This window comes from Cryobacterium sp. SO1, from assembly GCF_004210215.2.
Classification (GTDB): Bacteria; Actinomycetota; Actinomycetes; order Actinomycetales; family Microbacteriaceae; genus Cryobacterium.
In genome coordinates this window covers 3,745,884-3,770,914 of the sequence record NZ_CP067394.1, presented here as the reverse complement: position 1 = coordinate 3,770,914, position 25,031 = coordinate 3,745,884, and the positions used below count along the sequence as shown (strand labels likewise).

Genomic DNA, 25,031 nt, shown 5'->3' with positions numbered 1-25,031 from the left:
GACTACTTCTGCGTGTAACCGCCGTTGGACTTGATGTTGGCGTCGATGGCCGTGACCGCCGCGTCGAGGGTTTCTTGCGGGTCGCCGCCGTTGATGATGTCCTGGGTGGCCTTGGTGAACTCCGTCGCGATGAACGGGTACGCCGGGGTCTCCGGGCGAAGCACCGCGCTTGCGGCGGAGAACTCACGGAAGACGGCGAGGTTGCCGCCCTCCTCGAAGCCGGGCACCAGGGCGGCCGCGGCATCCGTGGCGGGGATGGTGGCGGTGGCCACCGCGACCGCGGCGATGTTCTCGGGGGAGAGCGAGTAGGAGAGGTAGTCCATGGCTGCCTCGGTGTCGGCGCAACCGGTGGTCACGCCCCACTGCCAGGAGCCGCCGCCGATCTTGGTGCCTTCGCCGAGGTCGACGGAGGGCATCACGGCCAGGTCGTCGCCGAGGGCGGCGGCGTTGTTGGCGGCCGCCCAGCTGCCGCCGTACTGGATGGCGGTGACGTTGTTCTGGAAGTCCAGGGCCGGGTCGGCGCCGCTCTTGGTGGCGATATAGCCGTCGGTGGCGAGGGACTGCATCCACTCGGCCCATTCGACGGCTTCGGGGCCGTTGAGCACGCCCTCCGCCGACTGGAACTCGTCACGTTCGATGAGGTCGCCGCCGAAGGACTGCAGCAGCGGCGAGAACGCGTACGGGTACCACTCGCCCACGTCGCCGGTGGCGATGTCGAGCGGGTTGGTCCAGGTGCCGGTGGCCTTGAGCTTCGCCAGCGCGTCGCCGAACTCGGCCTGCGTCCACGGCTGGTCGATGGTGGCCTGGCGGATGCCGTTCTCGGCGAGCACCGACTTGCGGGCGAACATGGCCAGCGCCACGTCGTAGTAGCCCACCGAGTAGGTTTCGCCGTTCCAGATGCCCAGCGTGCTGGGCAGGTTTTCGTCCAGGTCCACGCTCAGGTCGAGCGGGGCGAGGTACTTGGCCCAGGCCCAGTTGGGCACGTTGGGGCCGTCGATATCGACGACGCAGGGCAGCTTGCCGGATGCGGCGGCCGCGATCACCGAGTCGTTGTAGGAAGCCTGCGGGAACGCCTGCAGCTTCACTGTGGTCTTGTCCTGGCTCTTGTTGTAGCCATCGACGATGGCCTGAACCGCGGCGAGCTCTTCGACGTTGCCGCCGTTGTGGGTCCAGACTGTCAGTTCGCCGTTCGTGCCGTCCGAGCCGCCGGCGCTGCCGCTGGCGCAGCCGGTCAAGGCGGCAACAAGACTCGTGGCGAGTACACTCGCTACGATCAGGCGCTTCTTTGCGTGTCGCATCTTCATTCCTTCTTTTCGTGGGGTGGGGGAGTGCATCGGCAAGGGCGCCGATTGTCGCGGCCGTTCCAGCGGACGCGAAATAGGGGTTGGCTCGTCACCGCGCTAGCGCGGTGGCGGGCCGACTGACTGCCGCAGGACCAGTGGGCACGGCATGCGGATCTGCTGCGGCGCCGCGTCGGAATCGCCGGCGAGTTCGGCCGCGAGCCGCTCGACGGCCCAGCGGCCCATCTCGTAGTGCGGCAGCGCAATGGAGGTGAGCCCGGGTAGCAGCGCGTCGGCCAGGACCTCGAAGTTGTCGATGCTCACGATGCTCAGGTCCTGCGGGATCGCCAGGCCGGCCAGCTGGGCCGCCTGGTAGGCGCCCATCGCGATGCGGTCGTTGAAGCAGAACAGCGCGGTGGGCCGGTCGGTCTGAGCGAGCATCCGGCTGGCCGCGGCGCGACCCGGTGCGGTCATAGGTTCGCTCACCGTGACGAGGGATTCTTCGAAGGCGATGCCGTGTTCGGCCAGGGCGGCGCGGTAGCCGGCGAGGCGGCCGTGGGTGGCGGGGATGTCGTCGACGTTGCCGAGGTAGCCGATGCGCCGGTGCCCGGCGGCGAGCAGGTGCGCCATCGCGGTGCGGGCGGCACCCTCCTCGTCGGGGACCACCGAAGAGAGGTCGGGGCGATCGGTGTAGGCGTCGAGCAGCACGGTGGGCACCCCGGCCAGGGCCTCGGGCAGCTGCACCGCCTGGTGGTACATGCGGGCGTAGATGATGCCGTCCACGCTGTGCTGAAGCAGTGCGTCGATGCCGCGGTTTTCGAGCCGGTCGTTGCTGTTGGTGTTCACGATCATCAGCACCTGGTCGTTCTCGGCAGCGGCCTCCTGGGCCCCGAGCAGCACCCGGCCGGCGTACGGCGTGGTGGAGATCTCGTCGCTGACGAAGCCGATGATCTGCGAGCGCTTGCTGCGCAGTCCGCTGGCGAGCCGGTTGGGCGTGTAGTTGAGGCCCTCGGCCACCGACCGCACCCGTTTCCGGGTGGCGTCGCTGAGCTGGCCTCCGCCGCTGAGCGAGTGCGACACGGTCGTCACGGAGACGCCGGCCGCGGCCGCGACCTCTCGAATACCCACACGCTTGCTCATCATTGAACCCATTCCCAAAAACGTTTTTGTTGATCTGGAAGTGATCTTACATAAACGTTTTTGTGGATGTCAAGCGCTCGTGCCGATTCGCTATGGATTTTCTCGCTCGCAAGCGAGGAGACATACTTCACAACGCCAAACGGCGAAGAACCCCTTGCGCTTGCACTTGGACCCCCAGGACCCGGGCATTCATAGACAGCTGATAGCGAACCCATAGCCGGCTGTAGCCCGTGGTCCCTACTTTTGCGGGATGCACACAATTCCAGCCATTTTCCGATCCAAACGCGTCCTCACCCGTGTCGCGTCGACCGCCGTCCTCGGCATGCTCCTGACCGGATGCACCACCACCACCCCCACCACCTCCACCGGAAGCACACCAAGCGCCACCGCCACCTCCACGGCGGCGGCCACGACCACCGCGAATGCGGGCACGGTCGTCGCCGCCACCGAGGCCTTCACGGCGACGCTGACGAGCGACCAGCTCGCCTCCCTCAGCCAGGAATACACCCTCGAGAACGCCGAGGCCTGGTCGAACCTGCCCCAGGCGATGTCGCGCAACCGCGTCGGCCTGCAGCTCTCCGAGCTGGACGACTCCCAGCTGACCGCGCTCGGGACGCTGCTGCAGGCGGTCACCGGCACGACGGCCGGAGAGGGCTACGACGAGATCCAGCAACTCCTGAACGCGGATGACTATATCGCCGACAACGGCGGCAGCTCCGACTACGGCAGCGGCAACTATTTCATCGCGTTCCTCGGCACGCCCTCCGACGCCGGAACCTGGGAGCTCCAGTTCGGCGGCCACCACTTCGCCGTCGCGAACACCTACACCGACGGCGTACTGGCCGGCGCGACCCCGTCATTCCGGGGCGTCGAGCCGTTCGGCACCTTCGAGCAGGACGGCGAAACCAACGCCCCGCTCGAGTCGGAGCAGGTCGCCCTCGCGGCGGTGCTGGCCAGCCTCTCGACCGACCAGCTCGCCTCGGCCGAGCTCGACAGCGTCTACCAAGACCTGGTGCTGACCCCCGGCAATGACTGGGCGTTCCCGACCGCAAGCGAGGGCGTGCAGGTCGGATCGCTCTCGGCCGACCAGAAGGCCCTTGTGCTCGCGGCGATCGCCACCTATGTCAACGACATCAACGATGCGGATGCCGCGACCATCCTCGCGAAGTATGAGAGCGAGCTCGACGAGACCTACGTCTCCTACTCCGGCGGCACGTCGCTGACGGAGCAGGACGACTACATCCGCATCGACGGTCCCTCGGTCTGGATCGAGTTCTCGATGCAGCGCGGAATCGTCCTCTCCGGCAACCACCCGCACTCGGTGTGGCGTGACAGCATCACCGACTACGGCGGCACCCAGCAGTGATGAAGAAACTCGCAGTCGCGGCGCTGACCGTGCTGGTGGGGGTGGCGGCGCTGATCCTGGGCGTCGCCGCCCCCGCCAGCGCGCACGTGCTGCCCACAAGCACCGTCGTTCTCGAGGTGCACGGAGACGACCTGGATGCCCAGCTCCGCATTCCGGTCACCGATCTGGTCTCGGCCAGCGGCATCGGTCTCGGCGACGGCACGGCGGCGGAGCTTGCCGCCCACGACGACGAGGTGGCCGCCTACATCGCCCGGCACTTCGAGCCCGAGTCCGAGACCGGCGGCGCATGGACGGTCTCGGTCGACAATCTCGCCATCACCACCGCGGAGGAAAGCGGCACCAGCGAGTACCAGGCGATCACCGCGGCGGCGCACCTGGTTCCGCCGGACGGCGCCGACCCACGGGTGTTCGACCTCGGCTACGACGTCGTCGTGCACCGGATCGTCACCCACGCGGTGCTCGTCTCCGTGCGGAACGACTGGTCGGGAGGTGTGGTCGAGTCCGCGCGCGGGCTCGGCACGATCCGGCTCGACACCGTGACCGGCGAGATCGCCCCGCTCGCCGTCGATCTGGGCGATGCGAGCGCGTGGACCGGATTCACCAGCATGGTCTCACTTGGAATCTCCCACATCCGTGAGGGCGTCGACCACCAATTGTTCCTGTTGACGCTCCTGCTACCCGCGCCCCTGCTGGTCGCCGCGGGGCGCTGGGCCGGACCGACGGTGCCGCGCACTGCCGTCACACGGATCGCGTCCATCACCGTCGCGTTCACGATCGGCCATTCGGTCACGCTCGCACTCGGGGCGCTTGGGCTCCCGGCACCGCAGCAACTCGTCGAGGTGCTGATCGCGGTGAGCATCCTGCTCGCCGCCGTGCACGCCATCCGTCCGATCTTCGCGGGACGGGAAGTGGTCGTCGCCGCGGGTTTCGGGCTCGTGCACGGCCTGGCCTTCTCGGCCACGCTGGCCGGTCTGCACCTCTCCGGCGGCCAGTTCGTGCTGAGCCTGTTCGGTTTCAACCTGGGAATCGAGCTCATGCAGCTTGTCGTCGTAGCCCTGGTGCTGCCGCCGCTCATCGTTCTCGCACGCACGTGGGCCTACCGGCCGCTCCGGCTGGTCGCCGCCGGCGCGACCGGCGTCGCGGCGATCGGCTGGCTCGCCCAGCGGGTCGGCTTCGGCAACCCGATCGCCTCCGCAGCGGACGGTATCGAGGGCGTCAGCCTCTACCTGGTGGTCATGCTGTGGATTGCCGCTCTCATCGTGTTCGGCCTCGATCAGCATTGGAGGTTTCTGAAGGGACCGCTTTCGCCGGATGCTCGCTTTTCGACTCGTCACCCCGTTAGCCTCGGTATCGAACGTCTCGAGCAGAATCCCGGTCAACCCGTGGAGCGGGCACCGCATCCTTCTAATGTCTGAACGACGTACCAGTGAGGCACTCGCACCATGAAACTCTCAAAATCATCTATCGGAGCGGCCAGTATCGGCGGCCTGCTCCTCGCCCTCGTCCCCGCTACAGGAGCGATGGCCGAGGACACTCCGACTACCGAGGAGTTGCTCGCGCAGTGTGAATCCGCCGACTTCTGCGAGTTCACCCCAACGAGTAACGAACTCTACGTGACCGAGGCCGAGCAGGTCTCGCCTCTCTCACCCAACTGCGACCCCGACGTCGTCGACTTTCAGGCCAACTGGTCGCAGACCAAGGGCACCACTGACAGCGTCGGCGGGTCGGTTACCGCATCCGCCAAGGTGATGGAAGTGTTCGAGGTCAGTGTCGAAGCCAATTACTCGCACGCGTGGACGTCGACGAGTACGACCGGCGGGTTTCTCACCCTGCACGTGCCCGAGGGCAACATCGGTTACATCACCAAGGCAACCGCCATGAACCGGGTCACCGGCACCTATGAGCTTCACTTCTCCGACCGGTATTACGGCCACTACTACTGGTACACCGCCCCGGTCACGATCGAGGGCCCCGACACCACCCGACCCTCATCTGAAGTGATCCAAGGTCACAACAAGGTCATGAGCGCCGACGAGCGCGCCCAGTTCTGCGGGTAGCACGGCCCACTTCGGGACGACCCGCCCGGGGGCACCACGGTTGGGGTGAGAATCCCACCGAATCAGCCGAAGTCTGCCAGGGAGACCGCAACCAGCGCGCTCCTGCCCTCATCAGAGCATCGAGACCGCACAAACCGCGGGTGGCTCTGGTGGGGGAACGCGAGGGGGTGGTCTCCTGGCCGCTGGCCGCTGGCCGCTGGCCGGTGTCGCTCACCCGTGGTCGTCCCGTACGTTCGGCTGCTGCTCGGCCACTTCGACGAACTCTCGCCCCCGGAAGCAACGTCCCCAATTGCCGCTCGAGCGGGGGAGTAGCGCGCGGTTGTCCTTCCCGATCGGATTTCCGCCACGACCGACACCTGATCCACCCCGGCCAGGTAGTCATCGGCGACAGGGCTTCGCGGCGTCCGGGTTCGAGGGATTCATCGCCGACGAACTCGGCTCTCACCTGATCCGCCCAGACCGAAAAGACGAGAAGAAACGTTTCGGGAAACAAACGATCCCTCATCGCCTACGACCATTAGGACTCACTCATCCCGTAGCCGTAGAAGGCGACCGTGATCCAGGCCGGGGCTTTTTCGTTCAGTGGCCACACCTAATCTGCAACCGCAGCGCCCTGCCAGCTTGAGACCGGTCGGTGCCTCCACGGCAACGATCACGTCGCACGCAAACCTCGCGAGTCACACAACACTCGTTCGAGGGCGACACGCTCGTCTCGAGCGCCCTGAACCGCAGACCTAGATGACCCTGATTTCGAGACCGTGGCGGGGTGTCGCCCGTCGCGTTATTTGACGATGTCGGCGTCATCTCTGGTGACGATGCCGGGTCATGAAAAAGCCCCGCCGGAGGATTCCGGCAGGGCTTTCGTCAGGATGGTGACGTGGTGGTCGTCAGCCGTGACGCGGGCTCACTCGCTGTTCTCGGTGATCGCCGATTGCGCGGCGGCCAGGTCGACGATCGCTTTATCGGCGGCGTAGGTCGCGATCAAAGCGGCAACGGCGAGGTTGTTCACCGCCCGCGGATAACCGCGCGATGCGAGGTGGATGGCATGGATCGCGTCGTCGGAGAAGAGCGGGTCGGACCGGCCCGCGAACTTCAAGTGCTGACGGACGTAATCCGTGGTGTCGCCTGCGTTCATCCCGGTGATTGTGTAGCGCGTGGAGATGCGTTGATCCAGCGCCGAGAGCACCGCGAGCTTGAGCCTGCGCCGCAGCGTCGGCTGGCCGATGAGCAGCATCGCGAAGTGCGAGCCCGTGTCCATATCGCTGTTGGTGAGCATGCGAAGGGCTTCCAAATCGGTGTTGGTGAGCAGGTGTGCTTCATCGATCACGACCACGGGCAGGCGGGCGCGTTCGTCGAGCTCCCCGGCGAGCAGCGCCGCAGTTTGCGAGGCGAGCACTCCGGAGAAGAACGCGGGGGTGCCGCCGAGCGCGGTGACGATGCGAGTATGAATGCCGCGCATCGTGATCGTCGGATCGGGAATGTAGATCACCTGGTGCCGGGAGGGCTCCAGTTGAGCGAGGGCAGCGCGAACGGCGATGGTTTTCCCGGCGCCGACTTCACCGCTGATCACGCCGAGTTGGCGTTGACTGACGCACCAATCGATGCGGGCAATCGCTTCCCGGTGCGAAGGGTGCGGGTGCAAGGCTTGCGGCGGAATGTCCCGGGCGAAGGGCATGCGGGTGAAACCGTAGTGCGATTGCAGGGTGTCAATACTCATCGGACGGCCTCCTGGACGCTCGGCACGAAGACGACCGCGGCCCGTTTCGAGGTGGACGCTTTGACGAAACTGATCGGCTCGCCCGCCATGGTGCCCTTGTGACGGGTCTCGACCAGGCGGAGGTAGTCAATGCCGGAGACGGCGTTCTTCGCACCGGTCTCGATGCTGTCGGCAGCGGCCGTGGCGGCCTTTTTATGCACGTGCCGCCGGATCTCGCTCAAGACGGCGATGCCGGCCGGGACGCCGTTGCCGGCGGAGACGGTGATCAGCCCGGCGAGGTCGAAGGGGTCATAGACCAGCTCCACCCGTTTGCCGACGAGGAGCTGATCAACCTGGTAAGTGTTGGATTGCAACGACACCGTCGCGGACTTCGTCACGGTGCGGATCGTCGACCACCGGAACGCTTCCGCGATCTCGTCCCGCGATTTCCGCACCGGTTTGCGGCCGGCCCAGCTGGCGTCCCAGCGTTGCAAAGGTGTTTGCCCCGTCGTGGAGTGTGTGGCCTGGTGGTAAACCATCTCCACCCACGAGCTGAACAACGCATTCAACTCATCCAATGACGTCACCATGCTGCCCACCCCGGCATCGACGACGCCGGTCGCGGTGTCGACGACGGTGATCTCGGTGAGGAACTGCGAGTTGACGGTGTTGAAGAACCGCTCGATCTTCCCGCGGCCCTGCGGACGATACGGCTTCGAATGCGTCAACCGTATTCCCAGGCGTGCGCAGGTCCGAGAGAGGGACTCATCAACAAAAGCGCTCCCGTTGTCGACATAGATCGTGCCCGGAATACCGCGGGATTCCAACGCCGGGCGGAGGGCCGCCGTGAGGCGGACGGAGTCTTCGGCGTAGGCCCACCGGGCCGCGGTGACGAGGCGGGTGTGGTCATCGAGGAACGCGAACAGATACGTTTTCCGCCCGTTGATCCGGGGGCCGTGGAGGCCGTCACCGACCCACATTTCGTTGGGGTAGTCCGCTTCGAACCGGCCGAAGACCTCGCGGACTCCGGTCGGGAGTTCCAGCGTGCGGAAGTGCCGCAGCAACGTCGACTCGGAAGGTGCGTCGCCGAGGGTATCGATCATGATGCGGCGCACCTGCGCTGAGGTGCGGGCGGGCCGCTCGCGTTTCAGGGTCGCGGCCAAGGACAGGATCTGCGCCGGCGTCACGGCGCCCTGGGCGCGGCCGCGGGGTTTCAACGCGTCGAACCCGCCGGCCCGCCAGGCCCGAATCCACCGGTCGATGGTGTCTTTAGAAACCGTCACCGTGCCGCCAAACGGCCCCGGATGCACCATCGCCGCGAGGTCCCGCACCATCGGACCGCGCTGCCGCGTCGTGACGCTGGCATCGGCGGCAGCGCGGATGAGCTGATACCGGAACAGGGCGATCTTCTCCGTCCGGTCGCGGCGCACTGCCGTTTCCGACGGTGACCCGGCCGGCACGAGCAAAGACACGGCAGGGCGTGCCGGGGAAACCCGCGGCACTGCCGGTGGCAGCGTCGGAGGGAGGGTCGGCGGTGTTGCGGGCATGAAAGGTCCTCTCAAACAGTGAAGACGCCCATCACAGGGATATGGCAGGCGCTCCTGCCACCCTTCCCGCCGCCCCGGTCTGGCATAAGGGCCTGTTGGTGTTGGGAGCGCCAGCCCACCAGCTCGAGCAAAACAGCCGCCCGTTCGTCGTAGCGATACCCGCCTGGATCCACGTCACCGTGACGGTCGCGGCAAACCGACGCCCCAGTCCCTCCGCATACGCCATCAACACCGACAACGCCTCACCCCGAGCGGTGCCGGCCGGTTTGGGCCACAGCACCACCGAATCGGGAGCGTCCCGCACCAACAACCCCGTGAACCGCTCGCCGATCGCACCGGCCGAGGCGGCGAAAGCGCGCAACCAACCACGGACCGTCGAGACCGGCCTGCCGCAGCCCGCGGCAATCTTCCGGTGGCCCCAACCCAGCACTGTCCTCGCCTCGACCGCCGCCGCGATCACCTCGGCCGCATCGGCCCGCCGCACGGCCAACCGCACCTCGAGCAGCACATGCGTGCCGCCGCAGACCGCGCACCTCGACCTGCGCGGGCGAAGGCGACGACAAGCCCAATCCGTGACGAGGCCATCGCGGATCACACGCGCCCGGGCCCACCCCCACGGACGTAATCGGCCACCACAATCCGGGCAGACCACGCGCCCGACCCGCAGGTCCAACTCGACAACAACAGAATCATGACTTACCGTGAGCATCAGCGCGCCTTTACGCGTCAGAATGGCCCGGCGTGATCCGCAAAGATCGCACGCCGGGCCCTTCGTCTATCCGGACATCGTCAGCCTGACGCCGCCGACGAGCAGACACCAAATCCGGTCGCGCTAAAACACATCGTCACCGGCGACGACGCCTACATCGTCACCCCGCGAGACGTACAACACGGGGCGGCCATCCCGATGGCGACTCAGCACCGACTTCCTCGGTGCGCCAAGCCAGGTGCGCATACATGGCCACTCGATGAACGCCGAGTGAAGACATCACGATCGAGTACATCTCAGTTTGCAGACGGAAGGCTTTCATTGCGACAGTGGTTTCGATCCCAATGGGATCGATCCCAAGAACCTGAGGTAACCATGTCTTTTCCGACCACCCGAATGCCGGCGGTGCGGAGCACCCGACGCCGCATCACCACTCCACGGTGGGCAGTATTGTGCGTCGTTCCGGCTCTGGCCGCGATGCTCGTGTTTGAGTATTGGCCTCTCGTGCGCACCATTTTCATGTCCATGCAAGGCACGAACCTGTTCGGTCAGCCCACCGGCTTCGTTGGATTTGACAACTACGCACGCATGTTCCAGTCGTCCGACTTCTGGCACACCATCTCGGTGACGGCGCTCTTCACGGTCGGCAGCGTAGTAGCGACGCTGTTGGTGGGGTTGGCGGTTGCAATCCCACTCACCACCCGGCTCCGCGGTACCGGCCTCATCCGTGCCACCGTCATGATTCCCATGGCGGTCTCCGTAGCTGCGGCGGGCCTGGCATTTCGGAGCATTTACCAGCCGGAGACCGGAGCCGCGGACCGACTCCTCTCATTCGTCGGCATCGATGGTGTGGGCTGGCTAACGGATCCGGCAGTCGCGATCTGGTCGGTCATTATCGTTGACGCATGGGTTGGGCTCGGCTTCACGGTGTTGCTTCTGCTTGCCGCCTTCGACGGAGTCCCCGAAGACGTACTCGAGGCAGCGAGTCTGGACGGGGCCGGCCTGCTGCGACGTGTGCGACACGTCGCCTTGCCGATCATCTCGCCGACGCTGTTCTTCCTCATCGTGACGGAGACCATCGGCGCGATGCGCGAGTTCACTGCGATTCAGGTGCTTACGCAGGGCGGTCCCGCCAACGCCACCCATACCCTCGTGATCGATATCTATCAGGCCGCTTTTGGTAGCGGGACCTCAGACTATGCCGCGGCGTCCGCGCGCGGCATAGTCCTCCTGCTGCTGATCGTACTGGTCACGGCTGTGCAGTTCCGCTTCCTCGACCGCAAGGTGGCGTACTGATGGCTCGCTCCACAACCGTCACTGGACGCATCGGTCGGCTCACCCTCGTCGGCTATATCTCCGTTGTCGTCTTGCTGGTCATCTTCCCGGCGGCGGTGGCCGTGCTGGGTACCTTCTCGGGCACGACGGATCCGATCGCGTCGCTCCAGCGACTCATCGACGGCCAGTGGACGATCGACTACGTCGTGAGCGCCTTTGACCGGGCCCCGCTTCTCCAACAGGGACTCAACTCTGTGTTGGTGACACTGGCGCAGACGGCGTTGCAACTCGTAACCTCCCTTCTGGCGGCTTACGCACTCGTCTTTGGCCGCCTACGTCGATTCGCCGGTGTGCTCCTCGCGGTTTTTCTCGTCACGATGATGATCCCGTCCGAGACGACGATCGTGGCCAACTATCTGACGATTCGCTCGTTCGGCCTGTATGACACGTTGACGGCAGTATTCATCCCCTACGCGGCATCTGCCTACTCGATCTTCCTTCTCCGGCAGGCTTTTCTTTCCTTCCCGACCGAAATTCGTGAGGCCGCGCTGCTGGACGGGACAGGCCCCTTACGATTCTTGATGCAATTCCTCATTCCGCTCTGCCGACCGGCGGTCGTCACCGTGATCGTTACGAGTGCCATCGCCGCCTGGAACGGCTACCTCTGGCCGCTGATCGTCACGGAGAGCCCAGAATCCCGCACCGCACAGGTGGGTGTCGCATCGCTCGCCGATTCCTCCGTCACCGATATCGGTTCGTTGCTCGCCGGCACCGTTCTCGTGTCGCTGCCCACAGTCTTTCTCGTCATTTTTGGCCAACGCAATCTCGTCAAGGGATTAACCCAAGGAGCAAACCGATGATTCACCTGACCACCACCCGCACGCAGAAGGCCCGGCGTGGGACCACCGCGGCCGGCTTCGCAGTAATCGCCATGGGTCTGACCGCATGTAGCGGTACGCCTACCACCCCGCTTTCTGCCGAGGCGCCGATCACTGTCGACTTCTGGCATGCGTCCTCGGGGCCAGCCGGCGAGGTGCTCGAGCAGCTCACCGACGATTTCAACACGAACAACGAGCAGGGCATCACGGTCAACCTCGTTTTCCAGGGCAGCTATTCCGACCTTCTCGCCAAATTCACCAACGGGGTCGCTAGCGGCGACATACCCGACCTCATGCAGGCGAGTGACATCACCAGCGGATTCATGCTGGACTCCGGTGTCACCGTTTCCGCGCAGAAGGCAATCGAGCAGTATGGCGTCGACTACGACTTCGCCGGCCTCATCGACTCCGTCAAGAGCTACTACACCGTCGATGGCGAGCTCACCTCTGTCCCGGTCATGACTTCGCAGCCGTTCCTGTACGTCAACCCCGATCTTGCATCCGCAGCCGGCTTCGACCCGTCGACGCCGCCGACAACCTTCGACGAGGTCTTCGACTGGGCAGAGACGATCCACACAACCACTGGCAGCCCCGGCCTCACTTTCCACTTGAGTCCGTGGTGGAACGAGGAGTTCAGTGCCGCAGCCGGCGTCGTGTACTGCACCCCGGGGAATGGTGTCGGCACCGAACCGGTCACCTCAATGAACTACACCGATCCCGCGCAAATCGCGATCTGGACCCGGCTCCAGGAACTCTTCGCCTCTGGCGCGGCCTTGAACGTCGGGACTGATGGCAACGCCTCCATGAGCGCCTTCACGAGTGGGACCTCGGCCATGCTGTTCGGCTCGTCCGGAACGTTGGGGACCATCAGCGACGCCCTCGGCGACAACTTCGTCTCAGCGCCATTCCCCGTCGAAAACTCCGACGGCGGGGCCGTGCCAGGTGGTAACTCCGTGTGGGTCATGGGCCAGGACAAGTCGGACGAGCAGAAGGCTGCCGCGACAGAGTTCGCTGCCTTCCTCGGCTCGGCCTCGAGCCAGGAGGAAATCTTCCGTGCCTCTGGGTACCTGCCGAGCCAGGTCACCGTTCAGGAAGCGCTGGCAGGCGATGCGACAGCCCCGCAGGAAGTGCTCCTCGAGCAGCTCGCAGCGACGCCCGGGACGACCGCGACCGCCGGCTGCCACACTGGAGCGCTCACAGAGACCCGAACCGCGCTTCAGGCCACTATGGAGCAAATCGTCAACGGGGCCGACGTGACGACGGCCTTCGAAGCGGCAGAGAGCGCCGCGCAGGAAATCCTCGCGACCTATAACGCACGAGCCGCCCAATGACCGGCGTCACACTCAGCCACAACAGCCAGCGAACAGTGGTCGAGCACTATGCGAGCCCGCACCGATATGGCGTGTTCCTGCGCCCCTCTCCGGAACTGATCCGAGACTGCATCACCGCCTTCGGCATCGCATCCGGCCAGTTCGGATTCACGGCCGCCGCGGCTTTTCCGCCCCACGCCACCCTCGTCGGAAGCATCGCTCTCGCGCCCAACGCGACCGAGACAGACCTGAGGGCAGCAATCAAGGATGCGTTGGCTGAGGTAGCCCCCTTCACAGTGCATAACGCTGGACTCGGCCGACAGTTCGTCGATTCCATCGGCTATGACATCGACGGAGACGGCACCGGCACTGGCACCGGCACTGTGAACCGGGATCTGCGCGCAGTCATGGAAAAGCTGTTTCACGCGTTGTCGTCGCTGACCGTGTTCCCCAGCAGCGACAGATTCATCGAATCCCGCAAGGCAGCCTCCAGCGAGACGACCCGCGGGCATGTCACCGTCGTTGGGCACGATGGTGCCGGACATCCGGAATTACTCGACGAGCTGCTGGAGGTGCTCGAAGAACTCGATCTCGACCATCCATCGACATTCTTGGCGGACACCATCACCCTCTACAGGCTCACCTCTGAAGACTGGACTGGAAAGTACTGGCAATCGATGAGGTGGGAGGTGCTCGAAAGCGTCCGACTCAGCGCATGACAGACGCCGTGGCAGCCCCGAACGTGTTGCCCTCGTGCAGATGCCTCGGGACCGCCACGGCGCTCGTGGGCCGATCGGGGTCGGCCAGGCGAGAGCGGAGCAACGACCAAACGGCGCCAGCAAGCTCCGCGGTGTCGCTTCGAAACCCCGTGAGATCCCACTGACCGGAAAGTGCCTCGTCCGGCAGTGCCAACGTAACGACAGTGAGATCGCCTGGCACGGATACTTTGAGCTGTGCAGCGGTCTCCAGTACGGCTTCGGCAGCCTCATGACCCAGGGTCACGACGGCGGAGATGGCGGGATTGTTCCGCAGCTCTGCAAACGTCCGGGACGCAACGACAAGGCCCGGGATGTAGTCATAGCCGGCATCGACCACCGTGACGTGCAGGCCGCGTTCCTCAGCGGCCGACATGAATCCAACACGGCGCGGGACCGCGGACGCGCTCAGGAGGTGGTCAAAGAAATACACAGCGCGGTGGCCCGCGTCCCACAATCGCTCAACCGTTTCGCGTCCGACAAGAGTCCCATCAAAACCAACAATGTCAGTCAGGACGGAACCTTGTTCACGTTCGATCATGATCGTCGGTACTCGCGCTGCCACATCATTGACCACCGCCGCCGGAATGCGGCCACTACCGATAATGACCGCGGCCACACGGAGCTCGAGCAGCGTCTCAAGCGCCTCACGCTCACTCGCGTCGTCCAGGTTGCCGGTCACCGCCACCAACCTCGCGTTCTCGGCGGAGGCCTCGCGCTGCAACTCATACATCAGGCGCCCGTAGAAAGGAGACACCGACGACCGCAGAAGCAACCCCACCAGCTGACCTCGACCAGATCGCAGCGCCTGCGCAGTCAGGTTCACGCGATAGCCAAGATCATCCGCTGCCGTCAGCACCCGCTCGCGAGCAGAGAGGCTGACACTTCCGCGGCCACTGACCACTCGCGAGACGACCGACTTCGAAACGCCAGCCCGCTCGGCGACCGCATAAATCGTTGGCTCGCGGTCTTTACCCATAACTGGTTTCTATCACAACGAGACTACATACGTGGTTTCCAGACCAAGGAGACAATATTTCATCCTCACAGGTTCCGTACCGTACGAAGTGGCTCCTCTTTGACGTTGGCGGGGTCCTCATTGAAAGCCCCCACGATTTCGCCGCGTTCGCCAATGAACTCTCAGGAGATGACAGTCCCGCCACGCTGGCTGGAGTTCGACGATCCTTCGACAGCCACCGCGATGCCTACGACCGCGGTGCATCTGCTGCCTGGTTCTGGACAGAGGTCGCCAACGACGCAGGCGCGCCTCATCCGAACGATGGAACGATCAGATCGCTCGTCACACTCGAACAGCAACGCTGGAGTTCTCCGTCGCCCGCGACACTAGCCGCACTGGAGCGCTGCAAAGCGGCCGGTCATTCCCTCGCGATACTCTCTAACGCTCCCCACGAGCTCGCTGACATCCTGCAGGCGGCGACGTGGACTCAGCTGTTCGACCACATCATGACCTCGGCCCGACTCGGAAGCGCGAAGCCCGATGCCGCTGTCTGGCAGATGGCTGTAAAGCAGCTGGGCACGACGCCCACTGATATCTCCTTCTTCGACGACCGAGAAGGCAATATTGCCGCTGCCGCCGCAGCTGGCATCCGCGCTCACCACTGGACTGGGTTAGGCAGCCTGGAGCACCTACTTTTTCAGTGGAATGACGTCTCAGTCCACGAGCGCCAACCTTCGGCTGCGACTGCGGGAACCTCGCATAGCTAGGCCCTGCTCAGAGCCATCCTGTTACGGCTCCAACGGCCACCTCGATGGCGACGTAAGGTCAGTACCATGTTCGGCACATTGGGGATTCGGATTCCACAGGACCTCGCCCAGGGGGTCACTGACGCTGCAATGGCGGACGTCGTTTATAACGTCAACATCTTTGACGCGGACGGGGTCATCATTGCGTCCGGGGACCCGGCCCGACTGGGCCAGGTCCATCAGGGTGCACTTCTCGCTCTCAAGACCCGAGAGCCAGTCGAGATCGCCGTGGACGATGGCGACACGAAAACCGGCATCAACCTCCCCTTCGCCGTGGACGGTGAGCTCATCGGAGTGGTCGGCATCACCGGGCCCCTCACCGAAGTCCGCCCCTTGGCGCGGCTGGTGCGCACGACTGTCTCGCTGCTGGTGCAGCAGAACCTCGCGTTTACCCGACAGCGCAACGAGGTACTGGCCGCGGCCCTGGCTTCTGAGGCCGAGGCGTATCCGGCCGGCCTTGTCGAGCTGGCTCTCATGCAAGGACTGGACCTCAGACATCCACAGGCGGCCATCCTTGTCGACGGAGAAACCGAAGGCCTCCAGAAGCTCTGTCCGACGGCATTTGCCCTACCGGGAGGGATCTTCCTCCTCAACCCTCATGACATCGAGGAAGCTCTGGCGAGGTGGATCCGTCATGCTCCGCTAGCGGTGTTTTTCGTGAGCGAGGCGCATGATTTGGCCAAGGACTGCATCGCGGAGGTCACCTGCGCCAGAGTCGCCCAGTGCGGCCTCATGATCCCAGGTTTGATCCACCACGCCGCAGACCTCACGGAGCTCATGGCGTTGATGAACGCCCCCCGGAGGGAAGCCCTCGCAGTGTTAGACAGCCACCCAGAGCTGGTGGACACCCTTCGCGACTTCATTTCGGCGAACATGAGTATGAGCGCAACTGCGGCCGGACTACACATCCATCGGAACACACTGCTCTACCGACTGAACCGGATTCGGAAGCTCACGGGGCTCGATCCCCGCAAGCTCCTCGAGCTCATCACTCTCGTCGCCTATATCCTCCACCCGCCCAGCGCCCCGATCTCGCTATAGGCAGAGGCCAGCGGGTAGCCCGGATGTCCGTTGCCCGGCGAGGCGCTCAGAGCGGTTCCGGGCCGTAAGCAGTCGGGTGACCGTCGCTGAGGCGCGTTCCAGGTTGACGCTGCCCTCCAGAAGCGCGGTCGGAAGGTCAGTCACCTGACGCAGGATCGGGACCACGGCGACAACGGCGTCACCGATGAGCTCGTAGGCATCGTCGCTGATCCGACCGCCGAAGATGATCGCAGGAACGCCTTCCGCTCGAGCCGCTTGGGCTACACCCCATGGCGTCTTACCGGACGCGGTTTGCCGGTCGACGCCCCCTTCGCCAGTGAAGACCCAGTCGGCTCCGGCGATCCGGTCTTGAAGCCCCACCGCATCTTTGACCACCTCGACACCACTCTCCATTGTCGCGGCGGTGGCAGCGGCGAAGGCCGCTCCGAGGCCCCCTGCGGCGCCGGCGCCGGGGATCTCCCGAACGTTACGGTCGAACGCCGACTCCACGACATCCGCCCAGCGGGCCAACGCTGCGTCAAGCTCAGGGAGGTCCTTGAGCTCGGCGCCCTTCTGTGGACCGTAAACCGCCGAGGCCCCTCGGCTACCCAGGAGAGGGTTGGAGACGTCAGAGGCGATCCGGAATCTGACGGTGCGTAATCGTGAGTCCAGGGACGTCAGATCCACGGACCTGAGCGAGGTCAGCCCCCTGGCTCCGACCGGCAGCGGCCTGCGGTCACTGTCAAGGAACCGGGCACCCAGGGCGGCCAGCATGCCGGTGCCGGCATCGTTCGTCGCCGAACCTCCCAGACCCATGATGAACTCGGTCGCGCCGCGATCAAGCGCTGAGAGGATCAGTTCGCCGACGCCCCGTGACGTTGCCGCCCAAATATCCCGTTCTTTCGGGTCGATTTGGGCGAGCCCTGCGGCTGCGGCGACCTCGATTATCGCCAGGCGACGACCGGGCACGAACCCGAATCGCCCTCTCGTCGGCCGGTTGAGGGCGTCATGACACGGGGCTTCGACCCACTCGCCGTGCAGCGCCGAGATGAGGGCTTCCGTGGTTCCCTCGCCGCCGTCGGCCATCGGCACCAGCTCGCACAAGATGGTGGGGTCGACCCGGTGGATACCGCGGGCCATGGCCTCGGCGGCCTCGACGGAAGTCATGGATTCCTTGAACGAGTCCGGCGCGCACACGATCCTCATGGACGTGAACCGTTCGCCGCGGTGGAAAGCCTGTCGACGATGGAATACATGGAACCTCTTCTTCTCGTGGGAGCGGGCTTCTTCAGCGGGTCCGGCGACGATGGTGCCGGCGGGCGGTACCTCAGCGGGATGGCCCCGAGCGGGGAACTCGGGGCCCGTCGATTCAGTCCGGCAGGTAGACCAGGGTGACGGTGCCGCAGGGAGGGACAGCCAGCATTCCGCCCGGAGCCCGGTCGCCGACCTGCTCGTCCATCCGGCTGAGGTAGGCGACGTACCCCGCAAGCTCCGGGGTCTTGACCGAGACCGCGTCCAACGAAGGATTGAAGAAGCGGGCGGAGTAACCGGCACCGGATTCGGTCATCTTGACCGTGCTGAGCACGACCGAATCGTCCAGCGAGAACCAGGAGAGGGACCTCGGAATCCGCTTCTCGGTCGGGTTCAGCTGGAAGTCGTTGTACTTCTTCACCTGGAACGTGCAGTCGACGGTGTTCATCCGATGCGCCGCGCGGCTCGCTGCGACGACGTCTTTCTCCCCGTCGAGGAAACCGACGGCGAGATCGAACTCGAGATGCTGGCGGAGCTGTGAGTCTGGTGCCGGCACCTTGATACCGGAGGCACGGCCCGGTCGACGCGTGAGGTCGTCCTTGCCGATGTCACCGACGGAACGGTACAGCGTCACGCTCAGTTCGCTGTGATCGGCGCCCGTGACCTCGTACTCGCGCAGGCCCTTGGTTGCCATGTAGGCTCCGGCGTCTCCCTGCGTCACGGCACAGAAACTCATCATCGGGTAGACCGGGATGGGTTTCTCGGCCCAGCCCAGCTCGACGAACCGCTCCGCCTCGGGGTGGACAAGCTCTCGCTTGATCACACCGAACTGGTTGTTGGCGATGGAGTACTCCGGCGTCACCCCGGTGACCGCCTTGAGCCGAAACCGGTGGTTGTCGACCGCATTGACATGACTGAGGTGGATGCGGGCGAAGCCTTCGCCGTCTCGCAGCTCGACCGTGCCGTCGAAGCTCGCGAGGGTGCTGGTGGTCCCCTCCGTCCGCTCCTTGAGAGAGGCGGGGACCTGGCGGTGTGCGGTGAAGGCGATCCGCTGCGCGCCCTGGAGGACGGTCGCTCCCTGAGCCTGGAAGGTGAAGTCGTCGAGGACGAGGTCGACAGGCGGTGGAGAGTAGTCGTAGCCGTCTCCCTCGTCGCCCGATTCCTCGAGCTTCACCTGGATTTCTGTGCCATCCTTCCGGACCAGACGGATCCCGTCCGCGGTCACTTCGGCGGACAGGGCGTCGCCTTCGATCGTGGTGGCGGCGGATGTCCGAGTGTCCACCACGGTCCCCACGCGGCCGGGAACGATGCGGTAGGAGGTGTACCCCAGACCCTCGAATTCGGCGTTGAAGGTGATCACGGCACGGAACATCGGGATGTGCTGGTTCAGATGAGCGATTTGCCGATCGATCTTCTGGGCGTCGTAGTCCTCGATCTCCACCACGGAGTACGGGACCTCGTTGCTTTCGGAGTCCAGCACGGCGAAGTCACGGGTGCCCACGAAGAGTTCCTGCTCCACCAACCGGGTTCCGCCGGACGGGATCGCATTGAAGACCAGGAGCAGGTCTTCGCCCTCGTTCTTCTCAATGCTCATGCCCATCAGGCGCAGCGTCATGTTCGCGTGTGCCCGGATAATCTCGCCGGCCTTCACGAACCGATGCTTGATGTCCGCGTTAACACGGTCACTGTTGCAGCAGCCGATACTGTCGTGGGCGTGGCACTGCAGGATGGTTTTCCAGGCCTCGGCCACCAGCGACTGCGAGTAGTCGAACCCCAGGTGACTCGCGACCGAGAGCAGAGGCTCCAGCATCTGTGTCAACTCCGCCTCGCACGAGGCGTTGAGCATCTTGATGTCCATCCGGGTCGAGTAGATCGACCGGTGCACCCGCATGTACTTACCCTCGGTGAACTCGCCCTCGTAGACCTCAAGGGCCGACGTGTCGGCGAAGGTGTCCGCGAAGTAGTCCTCGATCGTGCTGATGCGGTAGGTATCGCCGGGGTTGATCTCCTCGAGATTCTTCAGCAGCCCGGGGAGGTTTTTTTGGATCGGCATCTGGTCATGCCCCGCCGGGAGCAAAACATTGTCCGACGCGGAGTTGCCGCCCAGCCGGCCCAGAATCTTCTGCATGCGCGCCTGGAGCACGTCGGGATCGGACTCCAGGTACTTGGCGACCTGGTAGCCCTGTGCGATGTTGGTCGCGTTCACCTGGCTGCCGTCCGTCCCCCGCCACAGGAAGTTCACGTCTGTGGTGTGGCGCTCGGTCCTGCCGCGCCAGAAGATCACTGAGTCCATGCCGAAGCCGTTCAGCAGCGTCGGCAAGCTCGCCGTCTGGCCGAACGAGTCCGGGATGTATCCCATCCGCATCGCCGGTCCGACCCTCTCCGCGATCTCGATCCCGTAGACCAGGTTGCGCACCATGGACTCGGCGGACACCACCTGGGAGTCGGTCTGCGTGAGCCACGGGCCGAGCTTGAGACGCCCGGCCTGGGACAGCGCCCTGATCCGGTCCTCGTCCTGGGGCCGGGCCTTGAGGTAGTCCTCAACAACGATCGACTGTCCGTCGAGTACGAAGTAACCGAACTCGGGGTTTTTCTCGAGATGGGTGAGGATCTCCTCCAGGTCGTGCATCAGGAGGGAACGTGATTCCTCAATGGTGAAGTACCACTCCCGGTCCCAGTGGGTGTGCGGGAAAACGTAGACGTTCGTGCTCATGGTCGCTCCTCTGTCTCAGGTGGCTCAGGCGTAGACTGCGGCGGGCTCTTCGAGAGCTGCCTCGTCGGGGCCGTGGACGGAGACCTTGCGCCACTTCAACGCAGATAAGACGAGTGCACCGAGCACAGCACCGCCGACGAGACCGGCAACCCAGTACAGGGGATTTTCGGTCACGGGGATGGTCAGCACGCTTCCCCCGGCGCTCTGTAGCGACGACTTGCCCCACAGTGAGACGACGGCCGCGAAGGCGCCGCCCACCATGGTGGCTGGGATGACCCGCAGCGGGTCACGCAGGGCGAAGGGAATCGCGCCCTCGGAGATGCCGAAGATGCCGAGAAGCCAGCTGGTCTTGGCGGCATCCTTCTCGTCGCGGGTGAATCCCTTGGGAACGAGTACTGCACCGATCGCACAAATGATGCCGGGAAGACTCTTCGCTGCTGCGAACGCGGCGTAGGGAAGGCCGTTGCCCGCGTCGATCGCGGCCAGCGCAAAGGCATAGCCGGCCTTGTTGACGGGTCCACCCATGTCAAAGCCTGCCATGGCGCCCAAGACGATGCCCAGGATGATGAAGTTCGAGCTCTGCAGGTCACCCAGCCAGAGGATCATGGACTGGTTCAGCCACGCGATCGGCCCGCCGATCACGAAGAACATCAAGAACCCGGTGATAACCGTGCCAAGCAGTGGATAGAAGAAGATCGTGACGATGCCCGCGAACGATTGTGGGTACTTGATCTTCTTCAGGTACCGGACCGTGTACCCCGCGATGAGGCCGGCGATGAGACCGCCGAAGAACCCGGCGCCAAGTGTGGAGGCGGCAATGCCGCCGGCCAGCCCGGGGATCAGGCCGGGCTTATCGGCGAGGCTGTAGGCGACGTACGCGGCCAGGATAGGAACCAGCATCCCCAGGATGGACCCGCCGAACTCCCGCCAGATGGACCCGACGGAACCATCGATCCGAGCGCCCTCGTTGCCGAAAAAGAGTAGCGCGAGGGAGAGGACCATGCCGCCGGACACGACCAACGGGATGATATAAGAAACACCGGTCATAACGGCTTTGTAAATGTCCTGGCCGGTCGTGACCCACGGGCTCTGCTTGCGTTGGATCTTGACCATCAGCGCACCGCCTCAACGACCTCGGCGAGGAGTTTCGGCCCCTTCTTGATGGCCTCGGAGACCGAGCACTCCAGGGTGGGAACGTCGGCGAATCGCTCGGCACCGGAGATGCTCACGTCCGCAGCAATGATGGCGGCATCCGCACGCTCGCAATCCTCCGGGGTGATCTCGTTGTCACGACCCGTGGCACCCTGGGTCTCTACTTTGAGCTCGATGCCCTTGGCCAGAGCGGCTTTGCGGAGGCTTTCGGCGGCCATGAAAGTGTGGGCGATGCCCGCGGGGCATGATGTTACGCAGACGATGAACATTGTTACTTCCCTTCCTTGGAAAGAATGGCGTTGTTGATTTCCTGTTCGGACTTGGCCTGGACGAGCGTGGCGCGGAACTCTTCGTCCATGAGCGCCACGGAGAGCCGTGAGAGCAGCTTCAGGTGAGTTGTCCCGGCCTGCTCCGACGGGACGGCAAGCATCACGATGAGGGCGGTCGGCTCGTCATCGTCCTCGTCCCACAAGAACGGCGTGGCGAGATTCGCAATCGCATAGGACGCTGCTTTCACAACCGGCGACTTCGCGTGCGGAATCGCCAATCCGCCACCGACGCCCGTGGAATACGAGGCTTCGCGTGCCTCGACGTCGCCAATGAAACCGTCGAGGTCAGTGACCTTGCCCGCGTCTACGAGAAGTTGGCCGATTGAGGTGAACACAGCCGTCTTATTCGCCGCCTCAAGGCCGATAGACACAAGCAAGGGATCGTACAGATCAGAGAGTTCCATGGGTATCCTTCTGGCGGTGTGCGCCGGCCGCGTCCACGCGGTCAACGGGCTGCTGTCTGACAACTGCGTCGGTCGAGCCGTGAGTTTGACCCTACGCGGCGGCCCAACGCGGATCTATCCGCAACCCGACAGATTCCGTTGTGCGAATGCACAAAGGCGAGCGACGCGACGGCGAGGCATCAACGACCGGTGCTCGTGCGGAACACGCGGCCGGTGATCTCGCGAACCGTGAGATAAGCCCCACGATGCGTGGTTTGTCGGTGCTTTGCTCACGGCTCGCGGAAGCTCGGTAGCCTGGGGAAATGGCGAGCGTGGGCAGGTACCCGAAGGGCGTTGCGAAGCGCGCCGAGATCCTCGAGACCGCCCTGGCGCTCGTGGCGCAGCGGGGCTTCCGGCAGACGTCGGTGCGGGACATCGCCGCCGCGGTGGGGCTCACGCAGGCCGGACTGCTGCACTACTTCGAGTCCAAGGACGACCTGTGGGTGGCCATTCTGCGCACCAGGGACGCGATTGACGAGGCGAAGGACCCGGATGATCCCGACCCGGCGGCCACCTTCGCGGCACTGATGCGGCACAATGCCGAGGTGCCGGGGCTCGTGCAGATGTTCGCCAACCTGTCGGCCGCGGCGGCGACCGACCCCGAGCATCCGGCCCACGAGTATTTTCGGCAGCGCTACGCGCGCTCGCGGGCCACGATCGCGGCAGGGCTGCGCCGCATGCAGGCCTCTGGGCGGCTCGACACCTCGGTCGACCCCGAGGTGTTCGCATCTATCCTGATGGCGGTCAGCGACGGCATGCAGGTGCAGTGGATGTTCGATGAGACTCGTGACATGGGCGCGCATGTCGAGGCCCTGATCGCGCTGGCCCGCCGCGAACTGTGAGCAGAGCACCGAAGAACTCGAGTTTAAGGGGCTTAGCTCACAGTTCGCGGGTGGTGGAGGGCCCTAGGAGGCCGCTGAACAACTTTGGGTGCGGGTGTCGCTTATTTAAGGCGCGCCTGCGGCGGGTCGGCTCTTGGTCGTTAAGACTGGGGTGATGCAGGGTTGTGATGATGGTCAGCGTGAGATTTAGGTCACGTCCCGCTGAGTGGTGGAATTTCTCAACACCGTGCGGGTCAGTGGTTCTAGTCTAGGCGGCGGCGAGTTCTGGGAGGATCACCGCCTCGTCGATGACCTCGATGGGATTGTTCATGGTGGCCAGCTCGAGCATCGAGGCCTCGGAGAAGTAGCGTCTTTCGCCGGCTTCCCACTCGTCGTGCTGCTCGATCAACACCGACCCCGCCAAGCGCAGCAGCGCGGCGGCGTTGGGGAACACGCCGACGACGTCGGTGCGGCGTTTGATCTCCTTGTTCACCCGTTCCAACGGATTAGTGGACCAGATCTGGCGCCAGTGCCGCCGCGGGAACGCGGCGAAGGCGAGCAGGTCGGGTTGCGCGTCGACGAGCATCGCGGCGACCTTCGGGTGCGACCGACTGAGCATCGTGGTGACCTCGCGGAACTGCTTCTCGATGTGCTCACGGTCGGGTTGGGCGAAGATGGTGCGGATGATCGAGGCCACCATGTCCTGGGATCCTTTCGGGATCACGGCGAGGACGTTGCGCATGAAATGGACTCGGCATCTCTGCCACCCGGCGCCTTGGAACACGGTGCTGATGGCCTTCTTGAGCCCGGTGTGGGCGTCAGACATGACCAGCTTGACCCCGTCGAGACCGCGGGTCTTGAGCGACCGTAGAAACGACGTCCAGAAGCCCTCATTCTCGCTGTCACCCACGTCGAAGCCCAGTACTTCCCGGCGGCCGTCGGCGGCGACCCCGACCGCGACGACGATGGCTTGGGACACGATCCGGTGGCCGACCCGGGCTTTGCAGTAGGTGGCATCGAGGAACACGTAGGGGAAGTCCTGGGCGGCCAAGGTGCGGTCGCGGAACTCGGCCACCTCCGCGTCCAGGCCCGCGCAAATCCGAGACACCTCGGACTTGGAGATCCCGGTGTCCGCGCCGAGGGCCTTGACCAGGTCGTCGACTTTGCGGGTTGAGACGCCGTGGACGTAGGCCTCCATCACGACCGCGAACAACGCCTGGTCGACCCGTCGGCGCCGCTCGAGCAGGGCAGGGAAGAACGACCCGGCACGGAGCTTCGGGATCTTCAGGTCGAGGTCGCCGGCGGTGGTCGTCAACGTCCTGGATCGGGTGCCGTTGCGGTGGGTGGTGCGGTCGCCGGAGCGCTCGAACGGGGCGGCGCCGATGAACGCGGTCGCTTCCGCATCGATCAGTTCCTGGTAGAGCTTTTCGGTCGCGGATCGGATGCGATCGGTGACATCGGTGAGTTTGAGTTCTCCCAGCAGGTCGAGCAGGGCAGACTGGTCTAGAGCCATCGTGGTTTGTGT

At 64.7% G+C, this 25,031-nt stretch carries 22 protein-coding genes and 1 pseudogene; 11 read left to right on the top strand and 12 right to left on the bottom strand.

The genetic code is table 11. From position 1 onward, the window contains the following. Positions 1–2: 2 nt before the first annotated feature. Positions 3–1,298, bottom strand: coding sequence for an extracellular solute-binding protein (locus tag BJQ95_RS17945; RefSeq protein WP_240694604.1), 1,296 nt, complete (start codon positions 1,296–1,298; stop codon positions 3–5). A gap of 102 nt (positions 1,299–1,400) precedes the next feature. Continuing rightward, positions 1,401–2,423: a LacI family DNA-binding transcriptional regulator gene (locus BJQ95_RS17940; protein ID WP_130176443.1), complete on the bottom strand. Its 1,023-nt coding sequence runs from the start codon at positions 2,421–2,423 to the stop codon at positions 1,401–1,403. A gap of 247 nt (positions 2,424–2,670) precedes the next feature. On the opposite strand from BJQ95_RS17940, the gene BJQ95_RS17935 reads away from it, so the two are divergent. From BJQ95_RS17935 to BJQ95_RS17920, 4 genes and pseudogenes are all read left to right on the top strand, one after another. Next, positions 2,671–3,786, top strand: a complete 1,116-nt coding sequence (locus BJQ95_RS17935) for a DUF3500 domain-containing protein (RefSeq protein ID WP_256041455.1) — start codon at positions 2,671–2,673, stop codon at positions 3,784–3,786. Next, positions 3,786–5,201 (top strand): HupE/UreJ family protein, encoded by a 1,416-nt coding sequence (locus tag BJQ95_RS17930; RefSeq protein ID WP_130178237.1) that lies wholly within the window; start codon positions 3,786–3,788, stop codon positions 5,199–5,201. The genes BJQ95_RS17935 and BJQ95_RS17930 overlap by 1 nt, the downstream gene beginning before the upstream one ends. Positions 5,202–5,228: 27 nt before the next feature. After that, positions 5,229–5,843 (top strand): hypothetical protein, encoded by a 615-nt coding sequence (locus BJQ95_RS17925; RefSeq protein WP_256041454.1) that lies wholly within the window; start codon positions 5,229–5,231, stop codon positions 5,841–5,843. Between the two features lie 344 nt (positions 5,844–6,187). Continuing rightward, positions 6,188–6,330, top strand: a pseudogene (locus BJQ95_RS17920) (IS982 family transposase); the annotation flags it as partial. A gap of 417 nt (positions 6,331–6,747) precedes the next feature. Here BJQ95_RS17920 and BJQ95_RS17915 read toward each other — a convergent pair. The 3 genes from BJQ95_RS17915 to BJQ95_RS17905 all read right to left on the bottom strand — a co-directional run bounded on the left by BJQ95_RS17915 (position 6,748) and on the right by BJQ95_RS17905 (position 9,594). Beyond that, entirely contained in the window at positions 6,748–7,560 is an 813-nt protein-coding gene (locus BJQ95_RS17915; protein ID WP_130176659.1) for an ExeA family protein, read from the bottom strand. Next, a complete protein-coding gene (locus BJQ95_RS17910) occupies positions 7,557–8,969 on the bottom strand; it encodes a DDE-type integrase/transposase/recombinase (RefSeq protein ID WP_165384866.1) in 1,413 nt (470 codons plus the stop codon). The genes BJQ95_RS17915 and BJQ95_RS17910 overlap by 4 nt, the downstream gene beginning before the upstream one ends. A 148-nt stretch (positions 8,970–9,117) precedes the next feature. Continuing rightward, positions 9,118–9,594, bottom strand: coding sequence for a hypothetical protein (locus BJQ95_RS17905; protein ID WP_205750046.1), 477 nt, complete (start codon positions 9,592–9,594; stop codon positions 9,118–9,120). A gap of 705 nt (positions 9,595–10,299) precedes the next feature. On the opposite strand from BJQ95_RS17905, the gene BJQ95_RS17900 reads away from it, so the two are divergent. Genes BJQ95_RS17900 through BJQ95_RS17885 form a run of 4 tightly spaced genes read left to right on the top strand, consistent with a single transcriptional unit; the run spans position 10,300 to position 13,977 of the window. Continuing rightward, the gene (locus BJQ95_RS17900; RefSeq protein WP_165384860.1) at positions 10,300–11,091 is read left to right on the top strand and encodes a carbohydrate ABC transporter permease; all 792 of its coding nucleotides are present in this window, start codon (positions 10,300–10,302) and stop codon (positions 11,089–11,091) included. Further along, positions 11,091–11,930 carry a carbohydrate ABC transporter permease gene (locus tag BJQ95_RS17895; RefSeq protein ID WP_130176540.1) on the top strand — a complete coding sequence of 280 codons (840 nt, stop codon included), beginning with the start codon at positions 11,091–11,093 and terminating at the stop codon, positions 11,928–11,930. Before BJQ95_RS17900 ends, BJQ95_RS17895 begins: the two co-directional genes overlap by 1 nt. Further along, positions 11,927–13,279, top strand: a complete 1,353-nt coding sequence (locus tag BJQ95_RS17890; protein WP_130176539.1) for an extracellular solute-binding protein — start codon at positions 11,927–11,929, stop codon at positions 13,277–13,279. The genes BJQ95_RS17895 and BJQ95_RS17890 overlap by 4 nt, the downstream gene beginning before the upstream one ends. Continuing rightward, on the top strand, positions 13,276–13,977 hold the full coding sequence (locus BJQ95_RS17885) for a hypothetical protein (RefSeq protein ID WP_130176538.1): 702 nt from the start codon (positions 13,276–13,278) through the stop codon (positions 13,975–13,977). The genes BJQ95_RS17890 and BJQ95_RS17885 overlap by 4 nt, the downstream gene beginning before the upstream one ends. On the opposite strand, the gene BJQ95_RS17880 is transcribed toward BJQ95_RS17885, so the two are convergent. After that, positions 13,967–14,992, bottom strand: a complete 1,026-nt coding sequence (locus BJQ95_RS17880; protein WP_130176537.1) for a LacI family DNA-binding transcriptional regulator — start codon at positions 14,990–14,992, stop codon at positions 13,967–13,969. The two genes, BJQ95_RS17885 and BJQ95_RS17880, sit on opposite strands and share 11 nt — an antisense overlap. A gap of 2 nt (positions 14,993–14,994) precedes the next feature. Here BJQ95_RS17880 and BJQ95_RS19605 point away from each other — a divergent pair, with 2 nt between their 5' ends. Both BJQ95_RS19605 and BJQ95_RS17870 read left to right on the top strand, forming a co-directional pair. After that, positions 14,995–15,738: an HAD family phosphatase gene (locus BJQ95_RS19605; RefSeq protein ID WP_130176542.1), complete on the top strand. Its 744-nt coding sequence runs from the start codon at positions 14,995–14,997 to the stop codon at positions 15,736–15,738. A gap of 66 nt (positions 15,739–15,804) precedes the next feature. Next, complete coding sequence (locus BJQ95_RS17870) at positions 15,805–16,818, top strand: sugar diacid recognition domain-containing protein (protein ID WP_130176536.1); 1,014 nt, start codon at positions 15,805–15,807, stop codon at positions 16,816–16,818. On the opposite strand, the gene BJQ95_RS17865 is transcribed toward BJQ95_RS17870, so the two are convergent. From BJQ95_RS17865 to BJQ95_RS17845, 5 genes are all read right to left on the bottom strand, one after another. Beyond that, positions 16,813–17,964, bottom strand: coding sequence for a glycerate kinase (locus BJQ95_RS17865; protein ID WP_240694612.1), 1,152 nt, complete (start codon positions 17,962–17,964; stop codon positions 16,813–16,815). The genes BJQ95_RS17870 and BJQ95_RS17865 overlap by 6 nt on opposite strands. 202 nt (positions 17,965–18,166) lie before the next feature. Continuing rightward, a complete protein-coding gene (locus BJQ95_RS17860; RefSeq protein WP_130176534.1) occupies positions 18,167–20,761 on the bottom strand; it encodes a hypothetical protein in 2,595 nt (864 codons plus the stop codon). A gap of 24 nt (positions 20,762–20,785) precedes the next feature. Next, positions 20,786–21,874, bottom strand: a complete 1,089-nt coding sequence (locus tag BJQ95_RS17855) for a PTS fructose transporter subunit IIC (RefSeq protein WP_130176533.1) — start codon at positions 21,872–21,874, stop codon at positions 20,786–20,788. Beyond that, entirely contained in the window at positions 21,874–22,131 is a 258-nt protein-coding gene (locus BJQ95_RS17850; RefSeq protein ID WP_205750035.1) for a PTS system fructose-like transporter subunit IIB, read from the bottom strand. Before BJQ95_RS17850 ends, BJQ95_RS17855 begins: the two co-directional genes overlap by 1 nt. Before the next feature lie 53 nt (positions 22,132–22,184). After that, a complete protein-coding gene (locus BJQ95_RS17845; protein WP_130176531.1) occupies positions 22,185–22,646 on the bottom strand; it encodes a PTS sugar transporter subunit IIA in 462 nt (153 codons plus the stop codon). A 302-nt stretch (positions 22,647–22,948) separates the two neighbouring features. Here BJQ95_RS17845 and BJQ95_RS17840 point away from each other — a divergent pair, with 302 nt between their 5' ends. Then, positions 22,949–23,527, top strand: coding sequence for a TetR/AcrR family transcriptional regulator (locus BJQ95_RS17840; RefSeq protein WP_130176530.1), 579 nt, complete (start codon positions 22,949–22,951; stop codon positions 23,525–23,527). Between the two features lie 247 nt (positions 23,528–23,774). Here the strand turns inward: BJQ95_RS17840 and BJQ95_RS17835 are convergent, their stop codons facing one another. After that, positions 23,775–25,019: an IS256 family transposase gene (locus tag BJQ95_RS17835; protein ID WP_256041350.1), complete on the bottom strand. Its 1,245-nt coding sequence runs from the start codon at positions 25,017–25,019 to the stop codon at positions 23,775–23,777. Positions 25,020–25,031: the final 12 nt, after the last annotated feature.

Bases quoted from the DNA above. Each gene is read 5' to 3' on its own strand.
- BJQ95_RS17945 (WP_240694604.1), bottom strand. From the start codon at position 1,298: ATGCGACACGCAAAGAAGCGCCTGATCGTAGCGAGTGTACTCGCCACG.
- BJQ95_RS17940 (WP_130176443.1), bottom strand. From the start codon at position 2,423: ATGATGAGCAAGCGTGTGGGTATTCGAGAGGTCGCGGCCGCGGCCGGC.
- BJQ95_RS17935 (WP_256041455.1), top strand. From the start codon at position 2,671: ATGCACACAATTCCAGCCATTTTCCGATCCAAACGCGTCCTCACCCGT.
- BJQ95_RS17930 (WP_130178237.1), top strand. From the start codon at position 3,786: ATGAAGAAACTCGCAGTCGCGGCGCTGACCGTGCTGGTGGGGGTGGCG.
- BJQ95_RS17925 (WP_256041454.1), top strand. From the start codon at position 5,229: ATGAAACTCTCAAAATCATCTATCGGAGCGGCCAGTATCGGCGGCCTG.
- BJQ95_RS17915 (WP_130176659.1), bottom strand. From the start codon at position 7,560: ATGAGTATTGACACCCTGCAATCGCACTACGGTTTCACCCGCATGCCC.
- BJQ95_RS17895 (WP_130176540.1), top strand. From the start codon at position 11,091: ATGGCTCGCTCCACAACCGTCACTGGACGCATCGGTCGGCTCACCCTC.
- BJQ95_RS17890 (WP_130176539.1), top strand. From the start codon at position 11,927: ATGATTCACCTGACCACCACCCGCACGCAGAAGGCCCGGCGTGGGACC.
- BJQ95_RS17885 (WP_130176538.1), top strand. From the start codon at position 13,276: ATGACCGGCGTCACACTCAGCCACAACAGCCAGCGAACAGTGGTCGAG.
- BJQ95_RS17880 (WP_130176537.1), bottom strand. From the start codon at position 14,992: ATGGGTAAAGACCGCGAGCCAACGATTTATGCGGTCGCCGAGCGGGCT.
- BJQ95_RS17870 (WP_130176536.1), top strand. From the start codon at position 15,805: ATGTTCGGCACATTGGGGATTCGGATTCCACAGGACCTCGCCCAGGGG.
- BJQ95_RS17865 (WP_240694612.1), bottom strand. From the start codon at position 17,964: ATGACTTCCGTCGAGGCCGCCGAGGCCATGGCCCGCGGTATCCACCGG.
- BJQ95_RS17860 (WP_130176534.1), bottom strand. From the start codon at position 20,761: ATGAGCACGAACGTCTACGTTTTCCCGCACACCCACTGGGACCGGGAG.
- BJQ95_RS17855 (WP_130176533.1), bottom strand. From the start codon at position 21,874: ATGGTCAAGATCCAACGCAAGCAGAGCCCGTGGGTCACGACCGGCCAG.
- BJQ95_RS17850 (WP_205750035.1), bottom strand. From the start codon at position 22,131: ATGGCCGCCGAAAGCCTCCGCAAAGCCGCTCTGGCCAAGGGCATCGAG.
- BJQ95_RS17845 (WP_130176531.1), bottom strand. From the start codon at position 22,646: ATGGAACTCTCTGATCTGTACGATCCCTTGCTTGTGTCTATCGGCCTT.
- BJQ95_RS17840 (WP_130176530.1), top strand. From the start codon at position 22,949: ATGGCGAGCGTGGGCAGGTACCCGAAGGGCGTTGCGAAGCGCGCCGAG.
- BJQ95_RS17835 (WP_256041350.1), bottom strand. From the start codon at position 25,019: ATGGCTCTAGACCAGTCTGCCCTGCTCGACCTGCTGGGAGAACTCAAA.